The organism is Kribbella caucasensis (genome assembly GCF_004361855.1).
In the GTDB taxonomy this organism is placed as follows: Bacteria; Actinomycetota; Actinomycetes; order Propionibacteriales; family Kribbellaceae; genus Kribbella; species Kribbella caucasensis.
The window spans coordinates 1-23,684 of record NZ_SNWQ01000047.1 but is presented as its reverse complement, the minus strand read 5'-3'; the positions used below and the strand labels follow the sequence as shown (position 1 = coordinate 23,684).

The 23,684-nt window shown below is 69.6% G+C and carries 25 protein-coding genes; 17 read left to right on the top strand and 8 right to left on the bottom strand.

Annotation, left to right across the window (positions count from 1 at the left end; all coding sequences use genetic code 11):
• Positions 1 to 243: 243 nt before the first annotated feature.
• Complete coding sequence (locus EV643_RS42530; RefSeq protein WP_133805917.1) at positions 244 to 1,041, bottom strand: LLM class flavin-dependent oxidoreductase; 798 nt, start codon at positions 1,039 to 1,041, stop codon at positions 244 to 246.
• Positions 1,042 to 1,211: 170 nt separating this feature from the next.
• Positions 1,212 to 1,952, bottom strand: coding sequence for an SDR family NAD(P)-dependent oxidoreductase (locus EV643_RS42525; protein WP_133805916.1), 741 nt, complete (start codon positions 1,950 to 1,952; stop codon positions 1,212 to 1,214).
• A 341-nt stretch (positions 1,953 to 2,293) separates the two neighbouring features.
• On the opposite strand from EV643_RS42525, the gene EV643_RS42520 reads away from it, so the two are divergent.
• The 10 genes from EV643_RS42520 (at position 2,294) to EV643_RS42475 (ending at position 12,684) form a co-directional block, all read left to right on the top strand.
• On the top strand, positions 2,294 to 3,790 hold the full coding sequence (locus EV643_RS42520; RefSeq protein WP_305000432.1) for an AlkA N-terminal domain-containing protein: 1,497 nt from the start codon (positions 2,294 to 2,296) through the stop codon (positions 3,788 to 3,790).
• A 1-nt stretch (position 3,791) separates the two neighbouring features.
• Positions 3,792 to 4,379, top strand: a complete 588-nt coding sequence (locus tag EV643_RS42515; RefSeq protein ID WP_133805915.1) for a GNAT family N-acetyltransferase — start codon at positions 3,792 to 3,794, stop codon at positions 4,377 to 4,379.
• Positions 4,376 to 4,861, top strand: a complete 486-nt coding sequence (locus EV643_RS42510) for a methylated-DNA--[protein]-cysteine S-methyltransferase (protein WP_238166199.1) — start codon at positions 4,376 to 4,378, stop codon at positions 4,859 to 4,861. The genes EV643_RS42515 and EV643_RS42510 overlap by 4 nt, the downstream gene beginning before the upstream one ends.
• Before the next feature lie 16 nt (positions 4,862 to 4,877).
• On the top strand, positions 4,878 to 5,531 hold the full coding sequence (locus EV643_RS42505) for a YdeI/OmpD-associated family protein (protein ID WP_238166197.1): 654 nt from the start codon (positions 4,878 to 4,880) through the stop codon (positions 5,529 to 5,531).
• 73 nt (positions 5,532 to 5,604) lie between these two features.
• Positions 5,605 to 6,150: a PadR family transcriptional regulator gene (locus EV643_RS42500; RefSeq protein WP_133805914.1), complete on the top strand. Its 546-nt coding sequence runs from the start codon at positions 5,605 to 5,607 to the stop codon at positions 6,148 to 6,150.
• A complete protein-coding gene (locus EV643_RS42495) occupies positions 6,147 to 8,165 on the top strand; it encodes an NADPH-dependent 2,4-dienoyl-CoA reductase (RefSeq protein ID WP_133805913.1) in 2,019 nt (672 codons plus the stop codon). Before EV643_RS42500 ends, EV643_RS42495 begins: the two co-directional genes overlap by 4 nt.
• An 82-nt stretch (positions 8,166 to 8,247) precedes the next feature.
• A complete protein-coding gene (locus EV643_RS42490) occupies positions 8,248 to 8,727 on the top strand; it encodes a VOC family protein (protein ID WP_133805912.1) in 480 nt (159 codons plus the stop codon).
• A 50-nt stretch (positions 8,728 to 8,777) separates the two neighbouring features.
• A complete protein-coding gene (locus tag EV643_RS42485; protein WP_133805911.1) occupies positions 8,778 to 9,602 on the top strand; it encodes an ABC transporter ATP-binding protein in 825 nt (274 codons plus the stop codon).
• A 20-nt stretch (positions 9,603 to 9,622) separates the two neighbouring features.
• Positions 9,623 to 10,594 (top strand): ABC transporter substrate-binding protein, encoded by a 972-nt coding sequence (locus EV643_RS42480; RefSeq protein WP_133805910.1) that lies wholly within the window; start codon positions 9,623 to 9,625, stop codon positions 10,592 to 10,594.
• Positions 10,591 to 12,684, top strand: coding sequence for an iron ABC transporter permease (locus EV643_RS42475; protein WP_133805909.1), 2,094 nt, complete (start codon positions 10,591 to 10,593; stop codon positions 12,682 to 12,684). The genes EV643_RS42480 and EV643_RS42475 overlap by 4 nt, the downstream gene beginning before the upstream one ends.
• 9 nt (positions 12,685 to 12,693) lie before the next feature.
• On the opposite strand, the gene EV643_RS42470 is transcribed toward EV643_RS42475, so the two are convergent.
• On the bottom strand, positions 12,694 to 13,272 hold the full coding sequence (locus EV643_RS42470; RefSeq protein ID WP_133805908.1) for an HhH-GPD-type base excision DNA repair protein: 579 nt from the start codon (positions 13,270 to 13,272) through the stop codon (positions 12,694 to 12,696).
• A gap of 9 nt (positions 13,273 to 13,281) precedes the next feature.
• Positions 13,282 to 13,428 carry a hypothetical protein gene (locus EV643_RS42465; RefSeq protein ID WP_238166194.1) on the bottom strand — a complete coding sequence of 49 codons (147 nt, stop codon included), beginning with the start codon at positions 13,426 to 13,428 and terminating at the stop codon, positions 13,282 to 13,284.
• Between the two features lie 172 nt (positions 13,429 to 13,600).
• On the opposite strand from EV643_RS42465, the gene EV643_RS42460 reads away from it, so the two are divergent.
• Positions 13,601 to 14,509, top strand: coding sequence for an NAD-dependent epimerase/dehydratase family protein (locus EV643_RS42460; protein ID WP_133805907.1), 909 nt, complete (start codon positions 13,601 to 13,603; stop codon positions 14,507 to 14,509).
• Here the strand turns inward: EV643_RS42460 and EV643_RS42455 are convergent.
• Positions 14,506 to 15,387, bottom strand: coding sequence for a hypothetical protein (locus EV643_RS42455; RefSeq protein ID WP_133805906.1), 882 nt, complete (start codon positions 15,385 to 15,387; stop codon positions 14,506 to 14,508). The genes EV643_RS42460 and EV643_RS42455 overlap by 4 nt on opposite strands.
• 22 nt (positions 15,388 to 15,409) lie before the next feature.
• Positions 15,410 to 16,312: a GntR family transcriptional regulator gene (locus tag EV643_RS42450; protein ID WP_133805905.1), complete on the bottom strand. Its 903-nt coding sequence runs from the start codon at positions 16,310 to 16,312 to the stop codon at positions 15,410 to 15,412.
• A 114-nt stretch (positions 16,313 to 16,426) separates the two neighbouring features.
• Between EV643_RS42450 and EV643_RS42445 the strand changes: the two genes are divergently transcribed.
• Complete coding sequence (locus EV643_RS42445; RefSeq protein WP_133805904.1) at positions 16,427 to 17,305, top strand: FAD-dependent monooxygenase; 879 nt, start codon at positions 16,427 to 16,429, stop codon at positions 17,303 to 17,305.
• A 2-nt stretch (positions 17,306 to 17,307) separates the two neighbouring features.
• On the opposite strand, the gene EV643_RS42440 is transcribed toward EV643_RS42445, so the two are convergent.
• Positions 17,308 to 17,898 (bottom strand): TIGR03086 family metal-binding protein, encoded by a 591-nt coding sequence (locus EV643_RS42440; RefSeq protein ID WP_133805903.1) that lies wholly within the window; start codon positions 17,896 to 17,898, stop codon positions 17,308 to 17,310.
• 330 nt (positions 17,899 to 18,228) lie between these two features.
• Between EV643_RS42440 and EV643_RS42435 the strand changes: the two genes are divergently transcribed.
• The gene (locus EV643_RS42435) at positions 18,229 to 18,903 is read left to right on the top strand and encodes an SDR family NAD(P)-dependent oxidoreductase (RefSeq protein ID WP_133805902.1); all 675 of its coding nucleotides are present in this window, start codon (positions 18,229 to 18,231) and stop codon (positions 18,901 to 18,903) included.
• Positions 18,904 to 18,906: 3 nt separating this feature from the next.
• Here EV643_RS42435 and EV643_RS42430 read toward each other — a convergent pair whose 3' ends face one another.
• Positions 18,907 to 19,683, bottom strand: a complete 777-nt coding sequence (locus tag EV643_RS42430; RefSeq protein WP_133805901.1) for a TetR/AcrR family transcriptional regulator — start codon at positions 19,681 to 19,683, stop codon at positions 18,907 to 18,909.
• Positions 19,684 to 19,770: 87 nt separating this feature from the next.
• Here EV643_RS42430 and EV643_RS42425 point away from each other — a divergent pair, with 87 nt between their 5' ends.
• From EV643_RS42425 to EV643_RS42410, 4 genes are all read left to right on the top strand, one after another.
• Complete coding sequence (locus EV643_RS42425) at positions 19,771 to 20,718, top strand: ATP-binding cassette domain-containing protein (protein ID WP_133805900.1); 948 nt, start codon at positions 19,771 to 19,773, stop codon at positions 20,716 to 20,718.
• 2 nt (positions 20,719 to 20,720) lie between these two features.
• Positions 20,721 to 21,515 carry an ABC transporter permease gene (locus EV643_RS42420; protein WP_133805899.1) on the top strand — a complete coding sequence of 265 codons (795 nt, stop codon included), beginning with the start codon at positions 20,721 to 20,723 and terminating at the stop codon, positions 21,513 to 21,515.
• Positions 21,516 to 21,575: 60 nt separating this feature from the next.
• Positions 21,576 to 21,842: a hypothetical protein gene (locus EV643_RS42415; RefSeq protein ID WP_133805898.1), complete on the top strand. Its 267-nt coding sequence runs from the start codon at positions 21,576 to 21,578 to the stop codon at positions 21,840 to 21,842.
• 192 nt (positions 21,843 to 22,034) lie between these two features.
• Positions 22,035 to 23,495 (top strand): LCP family protein, encoded by a 1,461-nt coding sequence (locus EV643_RS42410; protein ID WP_238166193.1) that lies wholly within the window; start codon positions 22,035 to 22,037, stop codon positions 23,493 to 23,495.
• The last annotated feature ends 189 nt before the right edge of the window (positions 23,496 to 23,684 follow it).

The window sequence follows — 23,684 nt, the reverse complement described above, 5'->3', positions numbered from 1 at the left end:
ACCACCTAGCCCCCGGGGGCACCCCCCGGAGAGACACGACCCCACCACACCCCTGACCTCCGCTAGCCAAACCATTTCCCAACAGGCTCTGTAACAGGCCACCGATGCAACAACCCGACAGCGGCGCCCCTTGCCCCGACCGCCATCCCGGTTTGCGGCGGTGCAGAACGGCCGCAGTGCAGGACAGCGGTGGTTCGGGACGGCGGTGGTGCGCGGCGGTGGCATAGGTTGCGGCGGCCGGGATCAGTGCGGGCGGGGTGGTCCGGCGCGGAGGATGCGGTGGGCGTCTTCGGGCGGGCCGGGTGGGATCCAGCGGCCCCACCAGGTTGCCCCGGCTTCGGCGAAGGCGGCGGGATCGCCTCCGCTCACCTTGATGTCGAACGGGTGCGGACGTTCGCTCCGGAGGGCTTGGACGTCGGCCGGCGTGATCTGCTGCGGCGCGGTGGTCGATCCCTTGTAGGCGCAGGACCCGTCCCAGCGCAGGATGCGGCGGCGGACGGACGGGACGAGGAAGTTGCCGCCGATCCAAACCGGGATACGGGGACGCTGCACCGGGCGAGCGGTGAGCTGCACGCCATCCAGGGTGTAGTGCGACCCGTGGTAGTCGACCGGCTCACCGGTCCAGAGTGCGTCGATGATCTCGAGGGATTCGTCGAGCATGGCCGCGAGCACCCGTGGATCGGACGGTTCGCCGACGCCGCTGAGGAAGGGATCGCCCGGGTCGCCGATGCCGAGACCGAGGATGACGCGGCCGCCTGACAAGTGGTCCAGCGCGACCGCCTCGGCAGCTAGTTTCCAGGGTCGGCGTCGCGGCGCGGGTGTGACCGTCGTACCGAGCTTGATGGTCGAGGTCGCCGTGGCCATCGCGGCGAGACAGATCCACGGATCGTACGCCGGCAGCGACGCATCGCCCTGGTAGACGAGGTAATCCTCCAGGAACACCCCGTCCCATCCGCAGTCCTCCGCTATCCGCGCGAGCCCGGCCAACCCGCGCGGATCGCGCCCCGACCCCACCGCCCCAAACGTCACCGAGAACCGCATCCCCGCAAGCTAGTCGCCCCCACCGACACAAAGGCGGAAGGCGCAAAGGGCGGGGAACCGGGGGTACCCCAGCAGGTGGCGGGCTACCCCGGTTGCAACCGGGGTGAACCACGGGTCGCGAAGGTACCCCCGGTTGTGGCGGGAGGGGCTAGCCGGATGCGTGGGACGGGTCAGGCGGCGTGGCCGCCGTCGATGGTTAGGGCGGTGCCGGTGATGTAGGCGGCGGTGGGGCCTGCCAGGTAGAGGATGGCGGCGGCGATCTCCTCGGGGTGGGCGAAGCGGTCGATGGCGAGGAAGGAGCGTTGGGCGGCGGCGAACGGGCCGTCGGCCGGGTTCATCGCGGTGTCGGTGGGGCCGGGCTGGACGACGTTCGAGGTGATGCCACGCGGACCCAGGTCGCGGGCGAGGCCCTTGCTGAGGCCGACCAGGGCGGACTTGCTCAGCGCGTACAGGGTCATGCCGGGGCCGGCGTTGCGGTCGGCGATGACACTGCCGATGTGGATCATCCGGCCGCCGTCCGACATGCGTGCGGCCGCCGCCTGCGCCGCGACGTACACACCGCGCACGTTGATCGCCAGCACCCGATCGAGGTCCTCGAGCGTGACGTCGGTGATCATCCCCATCGCGCCGACGCCCGCGTTGTTCACCATGATGTCGAGGCCGCCGAGTTCGTCGGCCACTTGTGCGACCGCCTCCTCGACCCGGGCGGCATCCGCGGCATCAGCCGGTACGGCGAACCCGCGCCGGCCGGCCGCCTCGATCCGCTTGACCACGGACGCGGCGTCGTCGGTCGAGTTCTGGTAGGTGATGGCGACGTCGGCGCCGTGCTCGGCCAGGGCGATCGCGGTCGCGGCACCGATGCCACGGCTGCCACCGGTGACGAGAGCCAGCTTGCCGGTCAGGTCTGTCATTGGATTCCTTCGGGTCGTCTTGCAGGTGCCACCCAGTCCAGCGCCCGTCGCGATCGGGCGCTGGCGGAAATCCGCCCCCGGATCCTGGCGTCGCATTCCCGCGAGGCGGACCGCAGCCCATCAATCGGAGCCGGTCGCGGGCTCGGCGCCGCTCGCCGCCCCACCATCCCGCCGATTGTGATGGCCTGGCGGTCCGCGGTCGGCGGCGATCGTGGGTGTAGCGCGCGATTCCGGCGACGGGGATGGGCTGGCGGTCCGCGCGCCGCGGCTGCCAGGCGCGGGGGCGGGCGGGGGTGGCTGCGGGGCTTACCTCCGTGTCGCAAAATCGCTAGAAAGTGTCGGTGGGGGCGGTGATGCTGGTCTGCGTGTACGAATGTATCGAGCGATGTGTGCGGGCGGTCCAGTCGAAGGACGCGAGATTCGACGGCTGGTTCTTCACGGCTGTGCTGACCACCCGGATCTACTGCCGGCCTAGTTGCCCGGTGGCACCGCCGAAGGTGGAGAACATGCGGTTCTACCCGAGCGCCGCGGCCGCCCAGCAGGCCGGGTTCCGCGCGTGCAAGCGGTGCCGGCCGGACGCCAGCCCAGGCTCGCCGGAGTGGAACGACCGGGCCGACCTGGTCGCTCGCGCGATGCGGCTGATCGGCGACGGCGTGGTCGATCGGGAAGGGGTTCCGGGCCTCGCCACCAAGCTCGGCTACAGCGTTCGTCAGGTGCAGCGCCAACTCCAGGCCGAGCTGGGTGCGGGACCGCTCGCCCTCGCCCGGGCCCAGCGTGCGCAGACGGCCCGGCTGCTGATCGAGACCAGCGACCTGCAGATGGCCGATGTCGCCTTCGCGGCCGGGTTCTCCAGCGTGCGCACGTTCAACGAGACCGTGCAGGAGGTGTTCGCCCTCTCGCCGACCGAGCTCCGAAGCCGGGCGAAACGTGGCACGCATCCATCCCCGCCAGGGACGATCTCGCTCCGCCTCCCATTCCGCGCGCCTCTCAATCCGGACAACCTCTTCGGCCACCTGATCGCGACCGGCGTACCGGGTGTCGAGGAGTGGCGTGACGGTGCCTACCGACGGACGCTTCAGCTCCCGCACGGGCACGGCGTGGTCGCGCTCAAACCGATGCCGGACCACATCGCCTGCCAGTTGTCGCTGACCGACCAGCGCGACCTGGCGATCGCGATCAGCCGCTGCCGTCGCATGCTCGACCTGGACGCCGATCCGGTGGCGGTCGACGACCTGTTGCAGACCGACCCGGTGCTCGCGCCACTGATCCGGAAGGCGCCCGGTCGAAGGGTGCCGCGGACTGTGGACGGCGCCGAATTCGCAGTACGGGCTGTGCTCGGGCAGCAGGTGTCCACGGCTGCCGCGCGGACGCACGCGAGCCGGTTGGTGCAGGCGTATGGGGAACCGGTGGACGATCCAGCGGGTGGGTTGACGCATCTGTTCCCGCGGATGGATGCGTTGGCCGGGCTCGATCCGGAGACGCTGGCCTTTCCGAAGTCCCGGCGTACGACGCTGACCACGCTGATCGGGACCCTCGCGGCCGGTGAGATCGACCTGGGTGCGGGAGCCGACTGGGACGAGGCGCGCGAGCGACTGGCCGCGCTGCCGGGGATCGGGCCGTGGACGGTCGAGTCGATCGCGATGCGCGCGCTGGGCGATCCGGACGCGTTCGTGGCCTCGGATCTCGGGATCCGCTACGCGGCCCGTGACCTAGGGTTGCCCGAGGCCCCCAAACACCTGATCGCGCACGCCCGCGCCTGGCGTCCGTGGCGCGCGTATGCCGTGCAGTACCTGTGGGCCACCGGAGACCACGCCATCAACAAGATCCCCATGGAGTGAGATGACCGAGCTTGATACTTTCCCCGCCCCATCGCCCCTGTCGCTGACGACCGACCGCCTGCTGCTGCGCCAGTGGATCGACGCGGACCGTGAACCGTTCGCCACGATGAACGCGGATCCGGCTGTGATGGAACACTTCCCGGCCGCGATGACGCACGAGCAGAGCGATGCGTTGGTGGACCGGATCATCGAGGGCTGGGGTACCCACGGCTTCGGGCTGTGGGCGCTGGAGGTGCGGGAGACCGGGCGGTTCATCGGGTTCACCGGGCTGTCGGTGCCGCGCTTCGAAGCGCACTTCATCCCGGCGGTCGAGGTCGGCTGGCGTTTGTCGAAGGATGCCTGGGGCAACGGTTATGCGACCGAGGCGGCGCGTGCCTCGCTGGCGTACGGGTTCGGGCCGGCCGGGCTGGCCGAGATCGTCTCGTTCACCGCGACCACGAACGTGCCGTCCCAGCGGGTGATGCAGCGGATCGGGATGAGCCACGATCCGGCCGAAGACTTCGACCACCCGCGGCTGGAGAAGGGCCATCGGCTGGAGCGGCACGTGCTCTACCGGATCAGCCGAGCGCAGTGGGAGGCGTCGCAGTGACGTATGCGGTGATGGACAGCCCCGTCGGCCCGCTCACGCTGGTCGCGTCCGACGAGGGCGAGCTGACGGGCGTCTACATGGCGGAACACCGGCACCGGCCGCCGATCGAGACCTTCGGCCTGCGCGACGACTCGGTGCTGCCCGACGTGGTGCAGCAGTTGAAGGAGTACTTCGCCGGCGAGCGGACCACCTTCGACGTACCGCTGAAGTTGGTCGGCACCCCGTTCCAGCAGGAGGTGTGGACTGCGTTGAAGGACATCCCGTACGGCGAGACCACGACGTACGGCGAACTCGCGCGGACCCTCGGCCGGTCGGCGGCCGCGTCCCGGGCGGTCGGGCTGGCGAACGGGAAGAATCCGATCAGCATCATCGTCCCGTGCCATCGGGTGGTCGGCTCGACCGGCGGCCTGACCGGATACGGCGGCGGGCTGGAGCGCAAGCAGGCCCTGCTCGACCACGAGCGGGCGGACGGGTTGTTCTGAAGAAAGTGCTCACTCGATGAGCACTTATCGGGCGCATGCTGGTTCTTGTCAGGGCGACGAGACGAGAGGGCAGGCGGCCGAGATGAGCACGAAGATCACCGACGAGCAGGCGGTTCAGCTGGCGAGCGAGACCGAGTGGCGGGACTGGCTCGCGGCGAACGGGCGGACCGAGCGGGCGATCTGGCTGGTCGTCCACCGGCGGGGTGCGGACGTCCCTGGTGTCGACTACGTGGCGGCGGTCGAGCACGCGCTCTGCTTCGGATGGGTGGACAGCAAGACGGTCAAGCGCGACGCCGAGACGACGTACCAGTGCTTCACGCCGCGGAACCCGCGCAGCACGTGGAGCCAGGTGAATCGAGATCGGGCCACACGGTTGATCGAGGCCGGGTTGATGGCCGATGCGGGCCGCGAGGTGATCGAGCATGCCAAGAAGATCGGGACCTGGGACTGCCTGGCCGAGGCGCAGAACCTGGTCGTGCCGGCCGACCTGCGGGCCGAGTTCGACCGGAACGAGGAGGCGGCGCGGCACTTCGAGGCGTTCCCGCGCTCGTCCAAGCGGCTGATCCTGGAGTGGATCGCCCTCGCCAAGCGCCCCGAGACCCGCGCCCGCCGCATCCAGCAGACAGTCGCCGAAGCCGCCGAGAACCGCCGCGCAAACCACCCGAAGTGAGAATGTGATTCGGGTTGCAATTGGGTGCAGTGCAACCAGTTGCATAGGTACGCTGCCGGTGGAGGTGCTGACCATGGCGCTGGAGCACGCGTTGCTCGTCTCGCTGACCGAGCGGGAGGGGTCGGGGTACGAGCTGGCCCGCCGGTTCGACCGGTCGATCGGCTACTTCTGGGCGGCGACTCATCAGCAGATCTACCGGGTGTTGCGCCGGATGGAGGAGTCCGGCTGGGTCACCCACACCGAGGTCGCACAGGACGGCCGCCCGGACAAGAAGGTCTACCGGGTGTCCAAGGCCGGCCGGGTCGAGCTGACCCGCTGGCTGGCCGAACCGATCGAGCCCACCACCCTGCGCGACGAGCTCGGCGTGAAACTCCGTGGTGCCTCCCTCGGCGATACAGCCGCCGTACTCCGTGAGGTCGAGCGGCACCGCGCCGAACACGCCACCCGGCTGGAGGTCTATCGCAGGATCGCCCGGCGCGACTTCCCCAAACCGGCCAAGCTGAACGGCCGCGAGCTGCACCAGTACCTCGTCCTGCGCGGCGGCATCCGGGCGGAGAAGTCCTTCGTGGACTGGTGTGACGAGGTCGTCCAGGCACTGCGATCGGAAGGCGTCCGATGAGCTATCCCCACCTGCTGGCACCACTCGAGGTCGGCCACCTGACGTTGCCGAACCGGGTGATCATGGGCTCGATGCACACCGGCCTGGAAGATCGGGCCAAGGACCTACCGAAGCTCGCGGCGTACTTCGCCGAGCGGGCGCGCGGCGGCGTCGGCCTGATCGTGACCGGCGGCTACGCGCCCAACCGGACCGGCTGGCTGACGCCGTTCGGCTCCAGGCTCACCAGTCGCCGGCAGGCGCTCAAGCACCGGATCGTCACCGACGCGGTGCACGCGGAGGGCGGTCGGATCGCCCTGCAGATCCTGCACGCCGGGCGATACGCGTACCACCCGTTCAGCGTCTCCGCGTCCGCGCTGAAGGCGCCGATCAACCCGTTCCGCCCGCGCGCGTTGTCCGGTCGCGGCGTCCGGCGGCAGATCGCGGCGTACGCCGAGTGCGCCGCGCTGGCTCGCGAGGGCGGGTACGACGGGGTCGAGATCATGGGGTCGGAGGGGTACTTCATCAACCAGTTCCTCGCCGAGCGGACCAACCGGCGGACCGACCGGTGGGGTGGATCGGCCGAGAATCGGCGCCGGCTGGCGGTCGAGATCGTCCGCCGGACCCGCGAGCAGGTCGGACCGGACTTCCTGATCATCTACCGGTTGTCGATGGCCGACCTGGTCGAGGGCGGCCAGGACTGGGACGAGGTTGTTGCGCTGGGCAAGGAGATCGAGGCGGCCGGGGCGTCGATCATCAACACCGGGATCGGCTGGCACGAGGCCCGGGTGCCGACCATCGTGACGTCGGTACCGCGCGCCGCGTTCACCTCGATCACGGCCGCTTTCCGCGGCGAAGTGAGCATCCCGGTGGTGACCTCGAACCGGATTAACCTGCCGCAGGTGGCCGAGGACGTGCTGGCCCGTGGCGACGCCGACCTGGTCAGTATGGCGCGGCCGTTTCTGGCCGATCCGGATTGGGTGCTCAAGGCAACCACTGATCGGGCGGACGAGATCAACGTCTGCATCGCATGCAACCAGGCCTGCCTGGATCACGTGTTCGCCAAACGCAAGGCGAGCTGCATGGTGAATCCACGGGCCGCCCGGGAGACCGAACTCGTGCTGCTGCCGACCCGGCGTACCAAGCGGATCGGTGTCGTCGGAGCCGGGCCGGCCGGGTTGGCCGCGGCGGTGACGGCGGCCGAGCGGGGACACTCGGTCGAACTATTCGAGGCCGAGGGCGAGATCGGCGGGCAGTTCGGGATCGCCCGGCGGATCCCCGGCAAGGAGGAGTTCGCCGAGACGATCCGGTACTACCGTCGCCGGCTCGACCTGACCGGCGTCAAGCTCCACCTCGGCCACCGCGCGACCGCCGCCGACCTGACCGGCTTCGACGAGCTCATCCTCGCCACCGGCGTCGTCCCGCGCATCCCGGCCATCCCCGGCATCGATCATCCCAAAGTGCTCTCCTACGTCGATGTCGTCCGCGACCGCAAGCCCGTCGGCAGCACCGTCGCCGTCATCGGGGCAGGTGGGATCGGCGTGGACGTGAGCGAGTTCCTGACCACCGGGTCGTCAATGGCGCTCGACCTCGACGCCTGGAAGGCCGAATGGGGTGTCACCGACCCGACCGTCGTGCCCGGCGGACTGACCAAGCCGCGCCCCGAGCCGTCGCCGAGGCAGGTCTATCTCCTCCAGCGCAAGCCGGGGAAGATCGGCGCCGGACTGGGTAAGACCACCGGCTGGGTCCACCGCGCAGCCCTTAAGAACAAGCAGGTCGAGCAACTCACCGGAGTCAACTACGAGCGCATCGACGACACCGGCCTGCACCTGACCTTTGGCCCCAAGCGCGAGAGCCCACGCGTGCTGGCCGTCGACACGATCGTCGTCTGCGCCGGCCAGGAGGCGGTCCGCGACCTCGCCGACGCCCTCCGGGCCACCAACCGCCCGGTCCACCTGATCGGCGGCGCCGACGTCGCCGCCGAACTCGACGCCAAACGAGCCATCGACCAGGCCACCCGCCTCGCCCTCACGCTCTGATCCCGCCGGGGCTGGACGAGTGGGCCGTTCGCGTTCATCCTCAGGGGAGGCCGACTTCAGTCGTCGCGAGGGGGGAACCGCAATGGACCTGGGCTTCGAGCGGATTCTGCAGGTGAAGATTCCGGTGACGGATCTGCAGCGCAGCGTCAACTGGTACCGGCGGGTGTTCGGACTGCGGCTGGCCTGGGAGTTCGGCGAGGACGGCCGCGTCACCGGCGCGGTGCTGACCGACGAGGCCGAGCGATTTCTCATCGGCCTGCGTCTGCTCGACACGGTGCCTGGCAAGCCGTCGCTGGCCGGCTTCGACGTCGTCAGCCTCGGTGTTCCTTCCGTCGACGTGCTGGAGGCGCTGGCCGAACGCTTCGACGATCTCGGTGTGGAGCACGGCCCGCTGTTCGACCGTGGGCCGGGCGGCGGGGTGCAACTCGACGTACCGGATCCCGACGGCACCGTGATCCGGATCCTGTCGCCGTTCGGCGAGCACGCACCGTTCAACGGTGTCGAGTTCCTGGCCGACGGATCGCCCACGTTCTACTCGACCCCGCGGCTGCAGCTGGACTGATCAGGGGGCAAAGCTAACAGGTCAGGTTAGGTAAGGCTATCCTCTCGCTCATGCGGGAGAAGCCGGTGGGATTAGCGGGGGTCGACCTGCGGCTGGGGTATCACGGCCGCCGGGTGGTCGACGGCGCCTCGATCGGGATCGAACCGGCCAGCGTCACGGCGCTGGTCGGCCCGAACGGGAGCGGCAAGTCGACCCTCCTCAGGGCTCTCGCCCGGCTCCATCGCCCTGAGGACGGCCAGGTTGAGTTCCCCGACGGCTCCGACGCACTGGCCCTGTCGGCCAAGGAGTTCGCCCGCAAGGTCACCCTGCTTTCGCAGTCCCGCCCGACACCGAGTGGGGTCAGCGTTCGCGATGTCGTCGGCTACGGCCGGCACCCGTACCGCGGCCGCTGGCGCAACGACGACCCGGACGGCAACACCGCCATCACCAACGCGATGGACGTTACCGGCGTCACGGCGATGGCCGACCGCGCCGTCGACGAACTGTCCGGCGGCGAGCTCCAACGCGTCTGGCTTGCGACCTGTCTCGCCCAGGACACCGGCGTACTCCTGCTGGACGAGCCGACCACCTTCCTCGACCTGCGGTACCAGATCGAGATCCTCGACCTGATGCGCGACCTCGCCGATGACCATGGGGTCGCCGTCGGCGTGGTGCTGCACGACCTGAACCAGGCCGCCGCCGTCGCCGACCGGGTCGCCCTGCTCGACCGCGGCCGCGTCCGCGCGACCGGTACGCCGGCCGAGGTGCTGGAGGCCGCAGCGCTGTCCGAGACCTACGGCATCCGGATCGACGTCAGCACCGACTCGGCGACCGGCCTGATCGCCACCCAACCAGTCGGGCGGCACCTCCAGCGCCCAGCCCTCCAGAGCTCCTGAATCCCGATAGAGGTCACTTGATGAAGAGAGTCACCGTCCTGGCTGCCGCCTTGCTGCTGGCCGTCACCGCCTGCGGCAGCAGCGAGAACCTCGAACCGCAGGCGAACAGTTCGACCGCGGCCCAGCCGGTCTCGGTCACCGACGCGCGGAACAAGAAGGTCGAGCTGAAGGCGCCCGCGACCAAGATCGTCGGTCTCGAGTGGGGTGTGGTCGAGAACCTGGTCACCCTCGGCGTGATGCCGGTCGGTGTCGCCGACACGAAGGGCTACACCACCTGGGTGACCGCGGCCAAGCTCGACGCGTCGGTCAAGGACGTCGGCACCCGGGGTGAGGCGAGCGTCGACGCGATCGTTGCCCTCAACCCCGACCTCGTCATCACCACCACCGACGAGTCCGAGAGCACGATCGCCCAGATCGAGAAGGCGATGCCGGTCCTGGTGGTCCGGGGCGCCGACGCGGCGAACGCCATCCCGCAGATGAAGAAGAACCTCGAGCTGGTCGGGGCCGCCGTCGGCAAGGCGGACCAGGCCACCCAGCTGAACGCGGACTTCGACAAGGCGGTTGCCGAGGGCAAGCAGAAGATCGCCGACGCGGGCAAGGCCGGTGAGGGCTTCACGATGGCCGACGGCTGGAAGCAGGGCAGCACGATCTCGATCCGGATGTACACCACCGGTTCGCTGCTCGGCGCCGTCGCCACCGAGCTCGGTCTGAAGAACGGCTGGACCGGCCAGGGCGACAAGGACTACGGCCTGGCCCAGACCGACGTCGAGGGCCTGACCAAGCTGCCGGACGGCAACTTCCTCTACATCGCGTCGAAGGCTGACGGCGGCGACGTGTTCGGCGAGGACCTGTCCAAGAACGCGATCTGGAAGAACCTGCCGTTCGTGAAGAGCAGCAACGTGCACCGGCTGCCGGACGGCATCTGGATGTTCGGCGGCCCGAAGTCGACCGAGCAGTTCATCGACGCCGCCGTGCAGGCAGTCACCTCTTGACCCAGCTCACCGCCACGCGGCCCGACGTCAGTGAGGCACTGCCTCCGGTACGCCGGGTCCGCGTGGCCGCGGTGTTCGTGGCCGCCCTGGTCGCCGTGGTCGTGCTGGCGGTGATCCACCTGACCCAGGGGACGTCCTCGGTGAACGCGGCCGACCTGTTCCGGCTGGCGATCGGGCAGGGGACGGACGAGTCGGCCAACGTTCTGGTCGCATCCCGGTTGCCACGGTTGCTGGCCGGCGTACTGGTCGGGCTGGCGCTCGGGGTGGCCGGGGCTGGGTTGCAGTCGCTGGCGCGGAATCCGCTGGCGTCGCCGGACACGTTGGGGGTGAACGCGGGGGCGTATCTGGCGGTCGTGGTGTTCGCGGCGTTCGGGATTCAGTTGCCGGTGTTGTCGTCCGGGGCAGTCGCCTTCGTTGGAGGACTCGCGGCCGCGGTACTGGTGCTGGCGTTGTCGGCGGGTGGGTCGTCCGGGCCGACGCGGTTGATCCTGGCCGGGTCGGCGGTGGCGATGGCGCTGGCCGGGGTGACCACGTTGTTGATGCTGCTCTACCAGGAGGAGACGGTCGGGACGTTCGCCTGGGGGAGCGGGACGTTGGTGCAGACCGACCTGGACGCCGTCTCCCAGATGGCGCCGATCGTTGCTGTGGGCATCGTTGTGGTGATGGTGCTGGCGGCCCGGCTGGACATCCTGGCGTTGGGGGACGACACGGCCGCGGTGCTCGGGGTCCGGGTACGGCGTACCCGGGTGCTGATCACGTTGGCGACCGTGATGTTGTCGGCGGCCGCCGTGACGGTGGCCGGGCCGGTGGGATTCGTGGGGCTGGTTGCGCCGGTGCTGGTGCGGCTGGTCGCGCCGTTGGTTCCCGGGCTGATGCGGCATCGGGTGTTGCTGCCGTTGTCGGGGGTGTCCGGCGTACTGGTGGTGCTGGCGTCGGACGTCGTACTGCGTGCGCTGCTGGGCGGGCAGGCCGGGGTGGAGATTCCGACCGGGATCATGACCATGCTGGTCGGCGCGGTTGTGCTGGTCTGGTTGGCGCGGCGGTACCGGGACTCCGGGCCGACGCGTGGGCCCGCCGGGGCGTCGTCGGGGCTGCGGAGCCTGCGGACGTTCTGGATCGTGGTCGGGGTGCTGTCGGTGCTGCTCGTCGGTGCATTGGTGCTGGCGATGCTTGCGGGGGATGCGTTCCTGCGGACCGGCGACATCGCGAACTGGATCAACGGGCGCTCCGGGCGGGCGATCACGTATGTGCTCGACCAGCGGTTCCCGCGAGTGCTGGCGGCGGTGTTGTGTGGGGCCGCGCTGGCGATCGCGGGGGCGACCGTGCAGGCGGTATGCCGGAATCCGCTGGCGGAGCCGGGCATCCTCGGGATCACCGGTGGTGCCGGGGTCGGTGCCGTGGTGACGTTGATGGTGGTGCCGTCGGCAGGTATCTGGCTGTTGTCGGGGGTCGCGTCGGCGGCGGCGCTGGGGACGTTCGCCCTGGTCTACCTGGTTTCCTGGCGGGGTGGGCTGAGCTCGGATCGGCTGGTGCTGATCGGGGTCGGGGTCTCGTCGGCGACGACGGCGGTGATCACCTTCGTGATCGTGTACACCGATCCGTGGAACATCAGCATGGCGATGACGTGGTTGTCCGGCAGCACGTACGGCCGGACGCTCCCGCAGGTGATCCCGGTCGCGCTCGCGTTGCTGGTGCTGACGCCGATGATCGTGCTCGCCCGGCGCGAACTGGATCTGCTGTCACTCGACGACGACGTGCCGCGGATCCTCGGCGTACGGCTCGAACGCGCCCGCATGCTCGCCCTCGTCGGCGCCGCCCTGATGACCGCGGCCGCGGTCTCCGCGATCGGTGTGGTCGGGTTCGTCGGCCTGGTCGCTCCGCACGCGGCCCGCGCCCTGGTCGGCGGCCGCCACAGCCGCCTGCTCCCCGTGGCGGCGCTGCTGGGTGCCGTGCTGGTCTCAGTTGCCGACTCTCTCGGCCGCACGCTCCTGGCCCCCGCCCAGATCCCGGCCGGCCTGCTCACCGCGCTGATCGGAGCCCCGTACTTCGTGTACTTGCTCTGGCGCACCCGCACGCCGGCCGGCAACTGACCCCGCGGATCAGCTGACCGGCTTGTCGCGCTTGGCCGCCTTCTGCGCCTTCTTCCACTCGCGCACCTTGGCGAGCGACTCCGGGCCGTCGATGTCCGCGACCGAGCGCGGGATGTCATCGCCGAACTTCCCGGCCGCATCCTGCCAGCCCTCCGGCCGCACCCCCTGCGTCTTCGCCAGAATCGCCACGAAGATCCGCGACTTCTCCTCGCCGTACCCCGGCAGCGCGTGCAGTCGGCGGTACAACTCGGCCCCGGTGTCGACGCCCTTCCAGATGTTCGTCGCCTTGCCGCCGTACTCGTCCGCGAGCACGACGCACACCTGGTGGATCCGCTTGCCCATCGCCCCCGGGAACCGGTGGATCGACGGCTTCTCCGCGCACACCGCGACGAAGTCGTCCACGTCCATCGCCGCGATCTTGCGTGCGTCCAGGTGCCCGAGCCGTTCCTTCAACTTGGCCGGCCCGCCGAACGCCCACTCCATCGGCACCTGCTGATCCAGCAACATGCCGATCAGGAGAGCCGTTCCGTCCTTGTTGAGCAGCCCGTCGGCCGCCTTGTCCCCGGTGATGTAGAGCGTCCCAGCCATGCGGTCAATCTACCCCGAACCCCGCGCCCACCGCCCCACGACCGCGTAAAGGGCGATGAAGATCTGTGCCTTCTGCTCGCCGAAGCCGGGGAGCTCCTGGGCCCGCTTGAACAGCTCCATGCCCGTGGTGGTCGGCTCGGTCCACAGCCGCGTCACGCCGTCCTCGTAGATGAGCTGCTTCGTGCGGACTGGGAGGCACGTTCATGCAAGAACCGTGCCGCGCACCATCGCGGTTCGCCCCTGCGTACGAGATGTGCCATTTGTGGGGCGGTGATCGAGAGTCACGCCTGCTAGATCAGCGTCACTGTTGCACCTACGGTCTGAAGTCATGCGAATACTTCTGCTGGGTGGTACTGCGTTCGTCGGCCGAGCCATCGCGGCGGATGCGCTCGAAAGCGGTCACGACGTCACGCTCTTCGGTCGCGGCAAGACCGGGACCGACCTGTTCCCGGAGGCGACGCGGCTGATCGGCGATCGGGACACCGGGGACTACGCGTCGCTGCGGACGGGTGAGTGGGACGCGGTGGTCGACATCAGCGGGTACCAGAGCCGCGAGGTGGACCAGGCGATGGACGTGCTCGGTGATCGGGTCGGCCGGTACGTGTTCATCTCCAGCCACGCGGTCTACCCGCGGACCGGGGTCGCACCGGGATCCGACGAGAGCCTGGGCCGGCGTGACCCGTTGCGCTCGGCCGACGTACTTGACAACGACACGTACGGCCCTTGCAAGGTCGCCTGCGAGGATGACGTCCTGGCCCGGTACGGCGAACGCGCGACTCTGGTCCGACCGGGCAAGGTCACCGGGCCGCATGACTCGTCGGACACCGTTCTGTATTGGGTACGCCGGGGCGCGCGCGGCGGACGAGTGGTGGTGCCGACGCGTCTGGAGCAGCCGATTCAGCTTACGGACGTACGGGATCTCGGCCGGTTGGTGATGCGGCTGATCGTCGATGATCGGGGCGGAGCGTTCAACGCGGTCGGGCCGGAGTCGACGATCGGCGAGCTGATGACCTTGGCCGCGGAGATCGCCGGGGTGCCGGCCCAATGGGTGCAGGTGCCGGCGGACGTCGTACCGGCCGACCTTCCGTTAGTGCTGCCGGAAGCCGAATGGTCGTCGCGGCAGCGGAATCCAGCCAAGGCCCGCGCAGCCGGGATGCCGGTGACACCGCTGCGGCAGACCATCGCCGACATCCTCGCCTGGGACCGCGACCGAGGCGAACCACCCCTGGTCAGTTAGTCGGGGAGCGCGAGCGTTCGGCCGGCGGCTCTTGCGGCTTCTACGGTGCGGGCGAGGGTGTCTCGGAGGACGGCTGCTTCGTCGGCGAAGCCTTGGACTACGGAGGTGTCGCCGGCGGGTTCGGTGCGGGCGAGGAGTTCGATGTAGCGGTCGCCGTCTTCCAGGGCGGCCTCGGCGCGCAGGGCCGCGTCGGCGGAGCGCACCCGGTCGGCGTACTTCTCCAGCAGCTCGACCTTGCGTTGGATCGCCTCGACCGACAGCCGGAGGGCCCGCCGCTGGGGGCCGAGCACCGCCTCGAGCTCGGCCGTCGCCATCCCGCGGGCGACGTCGCGCTGGCGGGCCCGCAGTACGGTCTGCTCGTGCAGGACCTGGGCGAGATCCCACAGCTGTTCGGGCAGGACCAGGTCGTTCTTCACCTCGTCCAGCAGCCCGCGCCGGGTGACCGTTGCCTCGAGCACCGTTTTCACCGCGGTCTGGGCGCGGACCAGCAGCGCGCCCGCCTTCTCGTCGAAGTCGTCGGCGAGCAGGTACTTGCCGTGCTGCCGCCGGACCGCCTTGTGCCCGCCGTCCTCGATCACCGACCGGACCGCGATCCCGCCGGTCGCCACGATCGCGATCCCGGCGAGCGCGACCGATGCCCAGGCGGCCACCGCCGTCGGCAACGTCGCGGCCATCAAGATCAGCGCGAGGATCCACCCGCCGACGCAGACCGCGAGCCAGACCAGCAGCGAACCGAAGGTCGAACCGGGCGCCTCGCTCCACGAGGTCTGCCGCTTCGGCCGCGGGGCGCTCTTGGCCACGAACAGCTCAGGTCTGCGCTCGTACAACCGGCGCACCTGCACCGGGACGTCTGGCGCGAACACCGGATCCGGCCCCATCACACCTCCTGCCCTCGACCACTCAGCGTAGCCGCAATCGGCGCTCCAGACCGTCGAGCACGAGCTGCAATCCGAACTCGAACAGCACGTCCAGGTCGTAGTCGAAGTCGAACCCGTCCGGCATCCCGAGCGCGCGGAATCCGGCCAGGTCGCCGGCCCTGATCATCGCGGCCAGCTGGTCCACCTGGTCGTCGGCCCACTCGTCGGCCGTCATCCCGGTGTCCTGCTCGGCGTGCGTCTCCGGTTCCAGGTTCAGCGCGACGCCACGGACGTAGCCGAAGACGGTGATCGCGGCGTACAGAGCCTCGCTCGGATCGAGCCGGCCGGCGACCGCGCGCAGTACGGCGTCGGTGTACGGAAGCAGGTTGGGCAGCACCTGCGGCCGGCCGAGAGTGATTGCGCTAGGCAACCACTGGTGCCGCTGGTACGCCTTCCACTGCTGCCGGGCCACCGTCTCGATGACCTCGCGCCAGCCGGCCGGGAGCTCGGCCGGCACCGGGAAGTCGCCGACCGCGGTGTCGATCATCCGTAGCAGCAGGGCGTCCTTGCCGCCGACGTACCGGTAGAGCGCCATCGTCGAGACGCCCAGGTCGCTCGCGATCCGGCGCATCGAGACCGCGGCCAGCCCTTCGGCATCGGCGATCGCGATCGCGGCGCGGACGAGCTCCTCCCGGTTGAGCGACGGTACGGCGTCCTTCGGCGGGCGGGACCGGGCAGGCGGGCCGACGACGGTGCCGACGCCGGGCAGTGAGTGAGCCAGCCCCTCCTGCTGGAGGGTGGTGAGCGCCTTGGTCGCGGTGGCCATGGCCACGCCGTACTCGCGCATCAGCGTGCGGGTCGACGGCAGCCGTTCGCCGGGCCGGATCCGGCCGCTGGCGATCCGCTGCCGGAGCTCGGCGGCGATCTGCTGGTACGGCGCTGTCATGGTCCTCCTCGTCGTCGGTGCACTAGGGCACCCGGGTTCTCGCTGGACCGCATCAGAGGATCCGGGGCACGGTGTGCGTGTACATCGTACGCGCACTAGTTGAAGGAGTTCGAGATGACGAAGGTACTCATTTCCGGAGCCGGGATCGCGGGACCGGCCGTGGCGTACTGGCTGCGGCGATACGGGTTAGAGCCGACCGTGGTCGAGGTCGCGCCGGGGCCCCGGCCGGGCGGGCAGACGATCGACATCCGCGGTGTGGCGCGGGACGTGGTCGACCGGATGGGCCTGATGCCGGCGATCCGGGATGTTCAGATGCATGAGAAGGGGCTCGAGTACGTCCGGGCCAACAGGCGACGGGCCGTGGCGATGCCGGCCGAGTTGCTGGACGGGGCCGGCCCGGTGGCCGAGATCGAGATCCTGCGCGGCGATCTGTCGTCGATCCTGCTCGACGCGACGACCGATGTGGAGTACCTGTACGGCGACTCGATCACCGGGCTGATGCAGGACGATCACGGGGTGCGGGTGACGTTCCGGGAGGCGGATGAACGGCGGTTCGACCTGGTGATCGGGGCGGACGGCGTGCACTCGCGGACCCGGTCGATCGCGTTCGGCCCGGAGTCGCAGTACGTGCATCACCTCGGCGGCTACGCGTCGTACTTCACGATCGAGGCGCCCGAGCCGCTCGACGGGTGGATGAAGATCTACACGGCGCCGGGCGGGCGTTGGCTCGGACTGCGGCCTCGGAACGAGGACCACGCGCAGGCGTTCGCGGCGTACCAGCGGGTGATGCAGGGGTACGTCGAGCAGCGGATGGAGTTGCCGCCGGGCGGGATCGAGATGGCGATGCCGAACAGCGCCGCCGCGATCTGGGCCCGGAACACGTCGACCCGGTTGATGACGTCCCGGCCGTTCCGCGGCGTACTGGCCAAACTCGCCGCGGCCCAGCCAGACGCCATCGACCTGCCTGACTACCTGACGCCAAGCCGGGGATGACGTCAGTCGAGTGGGGAGACCCAGTCGGGGTTGCGGCCGAGGAGGCCGAGGAGGGTTTCGAAGTCGGACGCGTCACCGCGGACCTTGACGCTGCGCTCGAAGGCGGCGCCGGGTCCGCGGCTGGCGTCGGTGTCGGGGATGCGCCGGGCCAGGCCGAGCGTCAGTTCCACCAGATCGAGCGGCGGGTCGTACGGGACGTCGATCGCGCGGGCCAGGTCCCACGCGTGCACGACGCAGCCGAGCTGATGGAAGGTGAGCGCGATCCGGCGCGGGTACAAGCCGAACTCGCGGACCTCCATCGTCCGGTCCAGCGCCCCGCCATCGGCGAACGCGTCCGCGAGCTTCACGTTCGACCTCCGATACGCGCCGTGCGGGTTGTCGCCGAGCCGACCGCCGGTCCACGTCTGCGTCGGCGCCGACCCGTTCGTCGCGGCCGCGGCGAACCCCTCGTTCTCGCTCACGATGTGGCGGAGCAGGCCGCGGACGGTCCAGTCGGGGCAGGGCGTCGGGAACCACAACTGCTCGGGCCGCACCTGCGCGATCACTTCACCGAGCACCGCACCGGCCCGCCGATCAAGGTCCCGGATATCCATCCGCGCTCCTCCCGTCGTCCCCACCCCTCGCCGAGCATAGGCCCGCCACACCCTCTCCGCCCCTTCTCAGCCCGCATTCCACGGGTAATCCCGCACCCCTGCACGCCCAGCGCTCTCCCACCCCGCACCTCACCGTTTCCCCCCAAGGTGTTTGCCGCTGACAGGTTCGGTTACCGATGGCGGGTTGTACCAGGTCAGTGGTGCAACGACCCGGCAGCGGGCGTCTGGCGTCCGCAGTACTGACAACCGGAGGCTGGCGGGTGAGGATCAGTTGCTTCGCGGTGGCCGAGGGCCGCTCGACCGCTCCCGCGACGGGTTTACGCTTCCGGCATGAGGCGGACAGTGATCGTTGCCGGTGGCACCGGTGGGCTTGGCTCGGCGGTGACCGCAGAGTTCCTCGCGGCGGGCTGGCGGGTCGTGGTACCCGGTCGCAATGAGACGTCGCTGGCCGCCCTCGGGACGAACGAGGCGCTGTACCCGCTGGTCGCGGACGTGTCCGACCCGGCCGGCGCCGCGGACGTGGTCGCGCTGGCGACGTCGGACGAGGAGGCGCCGCTCCATGCCCTGGTCAACCTGGTCGGCGGGTTCGCCTCGGGCGGGCGCGTGCACGAGACACCGATCGAGGAGTTCGAGAGCCAGTTCAGCCTGAACCTGCGACCGGCGTACCTGATGACGCAGGCCGCTGTGCCGCACCTGATCGCGGGCGGCGGTGGAGCGATCGTCTGTACGTCGAGCCGCTCGGCGTTGCGGCCGTTCCCGGGTGCGGCCGGTTACATCACCTCGAAGGCGGGGGTGCTCGCGTTCGTGGACGCGCTCGCGGTCGAGTACAGCGGGGACGGCATCCGGGTGAACGCCATCCTTCCCGGCACCATCGACACCCCCGCCAACCGCGCCGCCCGCCCAGGCGCCGACACCTCCACCTGGACCCAGCCCACCCGGATCGCCGACATCATCCGCATCCTCGCCGAAACCGAAGGCCTGACCGGCGCCCACATCCCCGTCTGACCGTCAGGACTTGCTGCGTTTCTCGATCAGTAGGGCGATTCCGTCCAGGATGCGTTCGAGGCCGAACTGGAGTGCGTGGTTGGAGTCGAGCGCGGCCTGGTACTCCTCACCGGCCGACGTCCCGACCCTGCCCGCGACGGGGAAGCGGTCCATCAGACCCGCCATGTAGCGCTCGAGCAGGGGACTGGTCTCCAACCACCACTCCTGGTCCGAGAGCCCGGACTCGCGCTGGGTCTTCAGGTGTTCCGCCGCACCGCGCGCGGTCCCTTGGACATGGGTGGTGAGCAACGCCAGCGCCGAATCCATTTCCACATCGGTCAGCCCCAGCCCGTCCAGCGGGCGCAGCTCGGCCTCGTACTTGAGGGTGATGTTCGGCCCGAGCGCGGTGCGGATGGCCGGCACGTCGTGGATCCACGGGTGCTCCATCAGCACCTCCCAGTTCCGCCGCGCGATGAACTCCAGCGCGCCCCGCCAGCCGCCTGGTTGCCTGGTCGGCTCGTCCACATCCGCATACAGATCGCCGTACACCCGGTCGTACATCAGAACCGTCAGCTCGCCCCTGCCCGGGATGTGCGTGTAGAGCGACATCGTGCCGGCCTTGAGCTGCTCGGCCACCTGCCGCATCGAGACGGATTCCAGGCCGTTCGCATCGGCCAGGGTGATCGCGGTGTCGACGATCGCGCGGACGGTGAGGCCGGATCGGCCGGGTTTGCTGTGGCTGCCCCAGAGCAGGGCCAGGCTGCGCGCCTGATCGGGTGCAGCGGTCTTCTTTCCGCTCAAGGAACAAACTCCAACCGCTCGTCGTTGACCCGATCGTACCTGAGTCGTACAGTGTACGGTACATCCTACGACAACAGAGGGGTGGATGTGTCAGCAGAACGCGTGATCGTGGCGAACGACGTGCGGAAGAACTACCGGGGCGGCGCCGAGGGGGCGGGCCTGAACGGGTTCGACCTGGAGGTGGCGGCCGGGACGGTTGTGGGCCTGCTCGGCCCGAACGGTGCGGGGAAGACAACCGCGGTGCGGATCCTGTCCACACTGCTCGACCTGGACTCCGGTGAGGCGGCCGTCGCCGGGTACGACATACGCCGCCAAGCCCGTGAAGTCCGGCGCCGGATCGGACTCGTCGGTCAGTACGCGGCCGTCGACGAGATCCTCACGGGCCGGCAGAACCTGGTGCTGTTCGGCCGCCTCAACCACTTGTCCCACGCGGCCGCAGTACGGCGGGCGGACGAGTTGCTGCAGCGGTTCTCCCTCGGGGCGGCCGCGAACCAACCGGCGGCGAAGTACTCCGGCGGTATGCGGCGCCGCCTCGACCTTGCGGCGAGCCTGATCGTCGCGCCGGCGGTGCTGTTCGTGGACGAGCCGACGACTGGGCTGGATCCTGCCGGGCGAATCGAGGTGTGGTCCGCCGTACGCGACCTGGTCGGTGGCGGGACGACGGTGCTGCTCACCACGCAGTACCTGGAAGAGGCCGACCAGCTGGCCGACCGGATCTCGATGCTCAAGGCGGGCCGGGTGGTCGCCGAAGGGACCCCGGACGAGCTGAAGGCCGAGCTCGGCGCGGACTGGCTCGACCTGGTGCTCGCGGATCCGGCCGAGGTGCCGCGGGTGCTCGCGCTGGTCGAGCGGCTCGCGGACGGCGACGTACGGGTGGAGGACCTGCGGGTGAGCATCCCGGTGAAGGATCGGACTCGCGCGCTGGTGGAAGTGGCGACCTCACTGGCTGAGGCGAAGATCGAACCGGAGGACATCACCTTGCGACGACCGACCCTGGACGAGGTCTTCCTGCACCTGACCGGGACGGGAGTTTGAGCATGACGAGCAGTCTCGGCTGGGCCCTGGCAGACGGCTGGACCGTCGCCCGGCGTACGTTGATCCACTGGCGGATGCAGCCCGGCATCGTCATTTTCGGGTGGTTCTTCCCGGTGCTGATGATGCTGATGTTCGGCGCGCTGCTCGGCGGCGCGATGGAGATGCCGGATGGGCAGTCGTACTACGAGCTGTTGGTGCCCGGCATCTTCACGCTGGCCATGCTCTTCGGTCTCGAGGGCACGATGACGGCGGTCGCCACGGATGTCTCGAAGGGGGTCACGGACAGGTTCCGCTCGCTGCCGATGAGCTCGGCCGCGGTGGTGCTGGGCCGGTGTATCGCGGACATGCTCGACTCGGTCGTCACACTGATCGTGCTGATCGCGGCCGGTCTGGCGCTCGGGTGGCGGTGGCACGGCACGTTGCCGGAGGCGCTCGCGGCGTTCGGGTTGCTCCTGCTGCTTCGCTTCGCGTTGCTCTGGGTCGGCATCTTCATCGGGTTGTCGGTGAAGAACGTGCAGAGCATCACCGTGGTCCAGGTGCTGGTCTGGCCGGTCGGCTTCCTGTCCAGCGCGTTCGTGATGACGTCGACGATGCCGTCGTGGCTCGGCGCGATCGCGCAGTGGAACCCGATGTCGTCGACGGCTACGGCGGCGCGGTCGCTGTTCGACAATCCGGGCGCGGTCGCCGGATCGTGGATCGGTGGACATGCCGGCGCCGCGGCGGTGATCTGGCCGTTGCTGATCGTGGCGGTGTTCCTGCCGCTGTCTGCGCGGCGGTTCCGCAACCTGTCCCGCTGACCGTCCGCTACCCGCGGCCCGATTTGCATCACATTCGAACTTGTGTGCGATGCTAGGGCCGTGGGCAGCAATCGTCGGTACCCCAGGGAGCCGCCTCCCGACGCCAATCGCCGGCACTGCTGGGTGCTGGGGACGGCGTACGAGCGCGGACCGTGGCCGGGCCTGATCCTGGAGTGGCGGCGGACCAACGCGGACGACTGGATGGCCCGGGTCGTCTACGTGCCGAACGCCCGCGAGGCGAAGTCGGTCGAGGCGTGGTTCGCGGCCGGATTGTTGCGTCCGCTGGAACCGTCCCAAGTGCCGCGCGGCCAAGTAGACTTTCGCTGAAGTCAACCGATCCACCCCGCCCGACGTCTTCACAGGTGTGTGGCCTGGGTACTTGCTGTCCAGGCCTGGGGCACGGACAGGGGAGCTATGGGTCGTCGTTCACGCGCCACCCGCGCCGCGGGTGCCTCTGCCACGGATGAATCTGAAGCTTCAGCCGCTGCGAGACGGCGGGTGGCCGCGCGGGCGCGGACCGTGCCTCGGTCGCTCGGGCTGACGCTGCTGAGTGCGCTACTGCCCGGGATCGGGTTGGTCATCGGGGGCCGGCGGCGGCTCGGGGCGTTCGTGCTGACGCTCACCGCCGTCCTGGTCGGCCTGGGCGTGTACGTCGGACTCACGCGGCGCGACGACCTGATCGCGGCGGCGGTGGTGCCGAGGCGGCTGCTGATGATCAGTTTCGGATTGGCGGTGCTCGCGTTCGGCTGGATCGTGGTGATCGTCGCCTCGCACCGGCTGTTGCGACCGGCAACGGGTGGAGCGGCGGGACGGGCGGCCGGCGCGGTACTGGTCGGGGTGCTGTGTTTCGCGATCAGCGTGCCGGCCGCGGTCGGCGTACAGAACGTGCTGGCGCAGCGCGACCTGGTGCAGAACGTGTTCGTCTCCCAGGGCGAGAGCAAGAGCGCGACCCGGCCGTCGACGGTGAACGTGAAGGATCCGTGGGAGGACCGGCCGCGGCTCAACCTGCTGCTGCTCGGCGGCGACGACGGGCCCGGTCGGGAGGGCATCCGGACCGACACCGTGATCGTCGCGAGTATCGACACCAAGACGGGCGACACCAAGCTGATCTCGATGCCGCGGCAGTTGACCTTCATGCCGTTCCCAGAGGACTCGCCGCTGCACGAGTTCTACCCGGACGGTTTCGGCAAGGAGGGGCTGAGCCTGGAGGGCCGACTGGAGTGGATGCTGACGGCCATGTACCAGAACGTCCCGGACGCGCACCCCGGCATCCTCGGCCCGTCGGACAACGAGGGTGCCGACGTGGTGAAGCAGTCCGCCGGCGAGGCGACCGGGCTGAAGATCGACTATTACCTGCAGGTCAATCTGAAGGGCTTCGACGAGATCGTCGACGCACTCGGCGGGATCACCGTGAACGTCAACGAGCGAGTCGCGATGGGCGGGGTCAGCAGTGCCCACATCCCACCCGGCCAGTGGATCGAACCGGGCCCGAACCAGCACCTCGACGGTTTCCGCGCGCTGTGGTTCGCCCGCGGCCGGTACGGCGCCGACGACGACCAGCGCCAGATCCGGCAGCGCTGCGCGATCAAGGCGATCGTGGACGCGGCGGATCCGGGCACGCTGGTCACGAAGTACCAGGCGATCGCGAAGGCAGGCAAGGACCTGCTGCGGACCGACATCCCGCAGGAGTTGCTGCCCGCGTTGGTGCAGCTGGCCCTGAAGGTGAAGTCTGCGACGGTCTCGAACGTCTACCTCGACGTGGCGAAGCTGCGCCTCAAGTATCTCCACCCGGACTACGAGGGCCTCCGCGAGACGGTCGCCGCCGCCCTTGACCAGAAGCCGGCCAGTACGCCGTCCACTTCGACCACCCCGTCGACCAAGACGACGACGCCCGGCAAGGCGACCAACGCGTCCCCACCGCCCGTCCAGGACCTCGAGGACGCCTGCGCCTACAACCCCGACGGGGATCAGCCGAACTGACCAGGGCAGGTCTCCTTGGCCGCCGATCTGGCCAAGCCCCGGCAACTGGTTGCTGACGGCACCGATAGCGGTTCGTCGCACCGCTGGCGTGCTGCAGAGCCTGTTGGGAAATGGTTTGGCTAGCGGAGGTCAGGGGTGTGGTGGGGTCGTGTCTCTCCGGGGGGTGCCCCCGGGGGCTAGGTGGTGCAG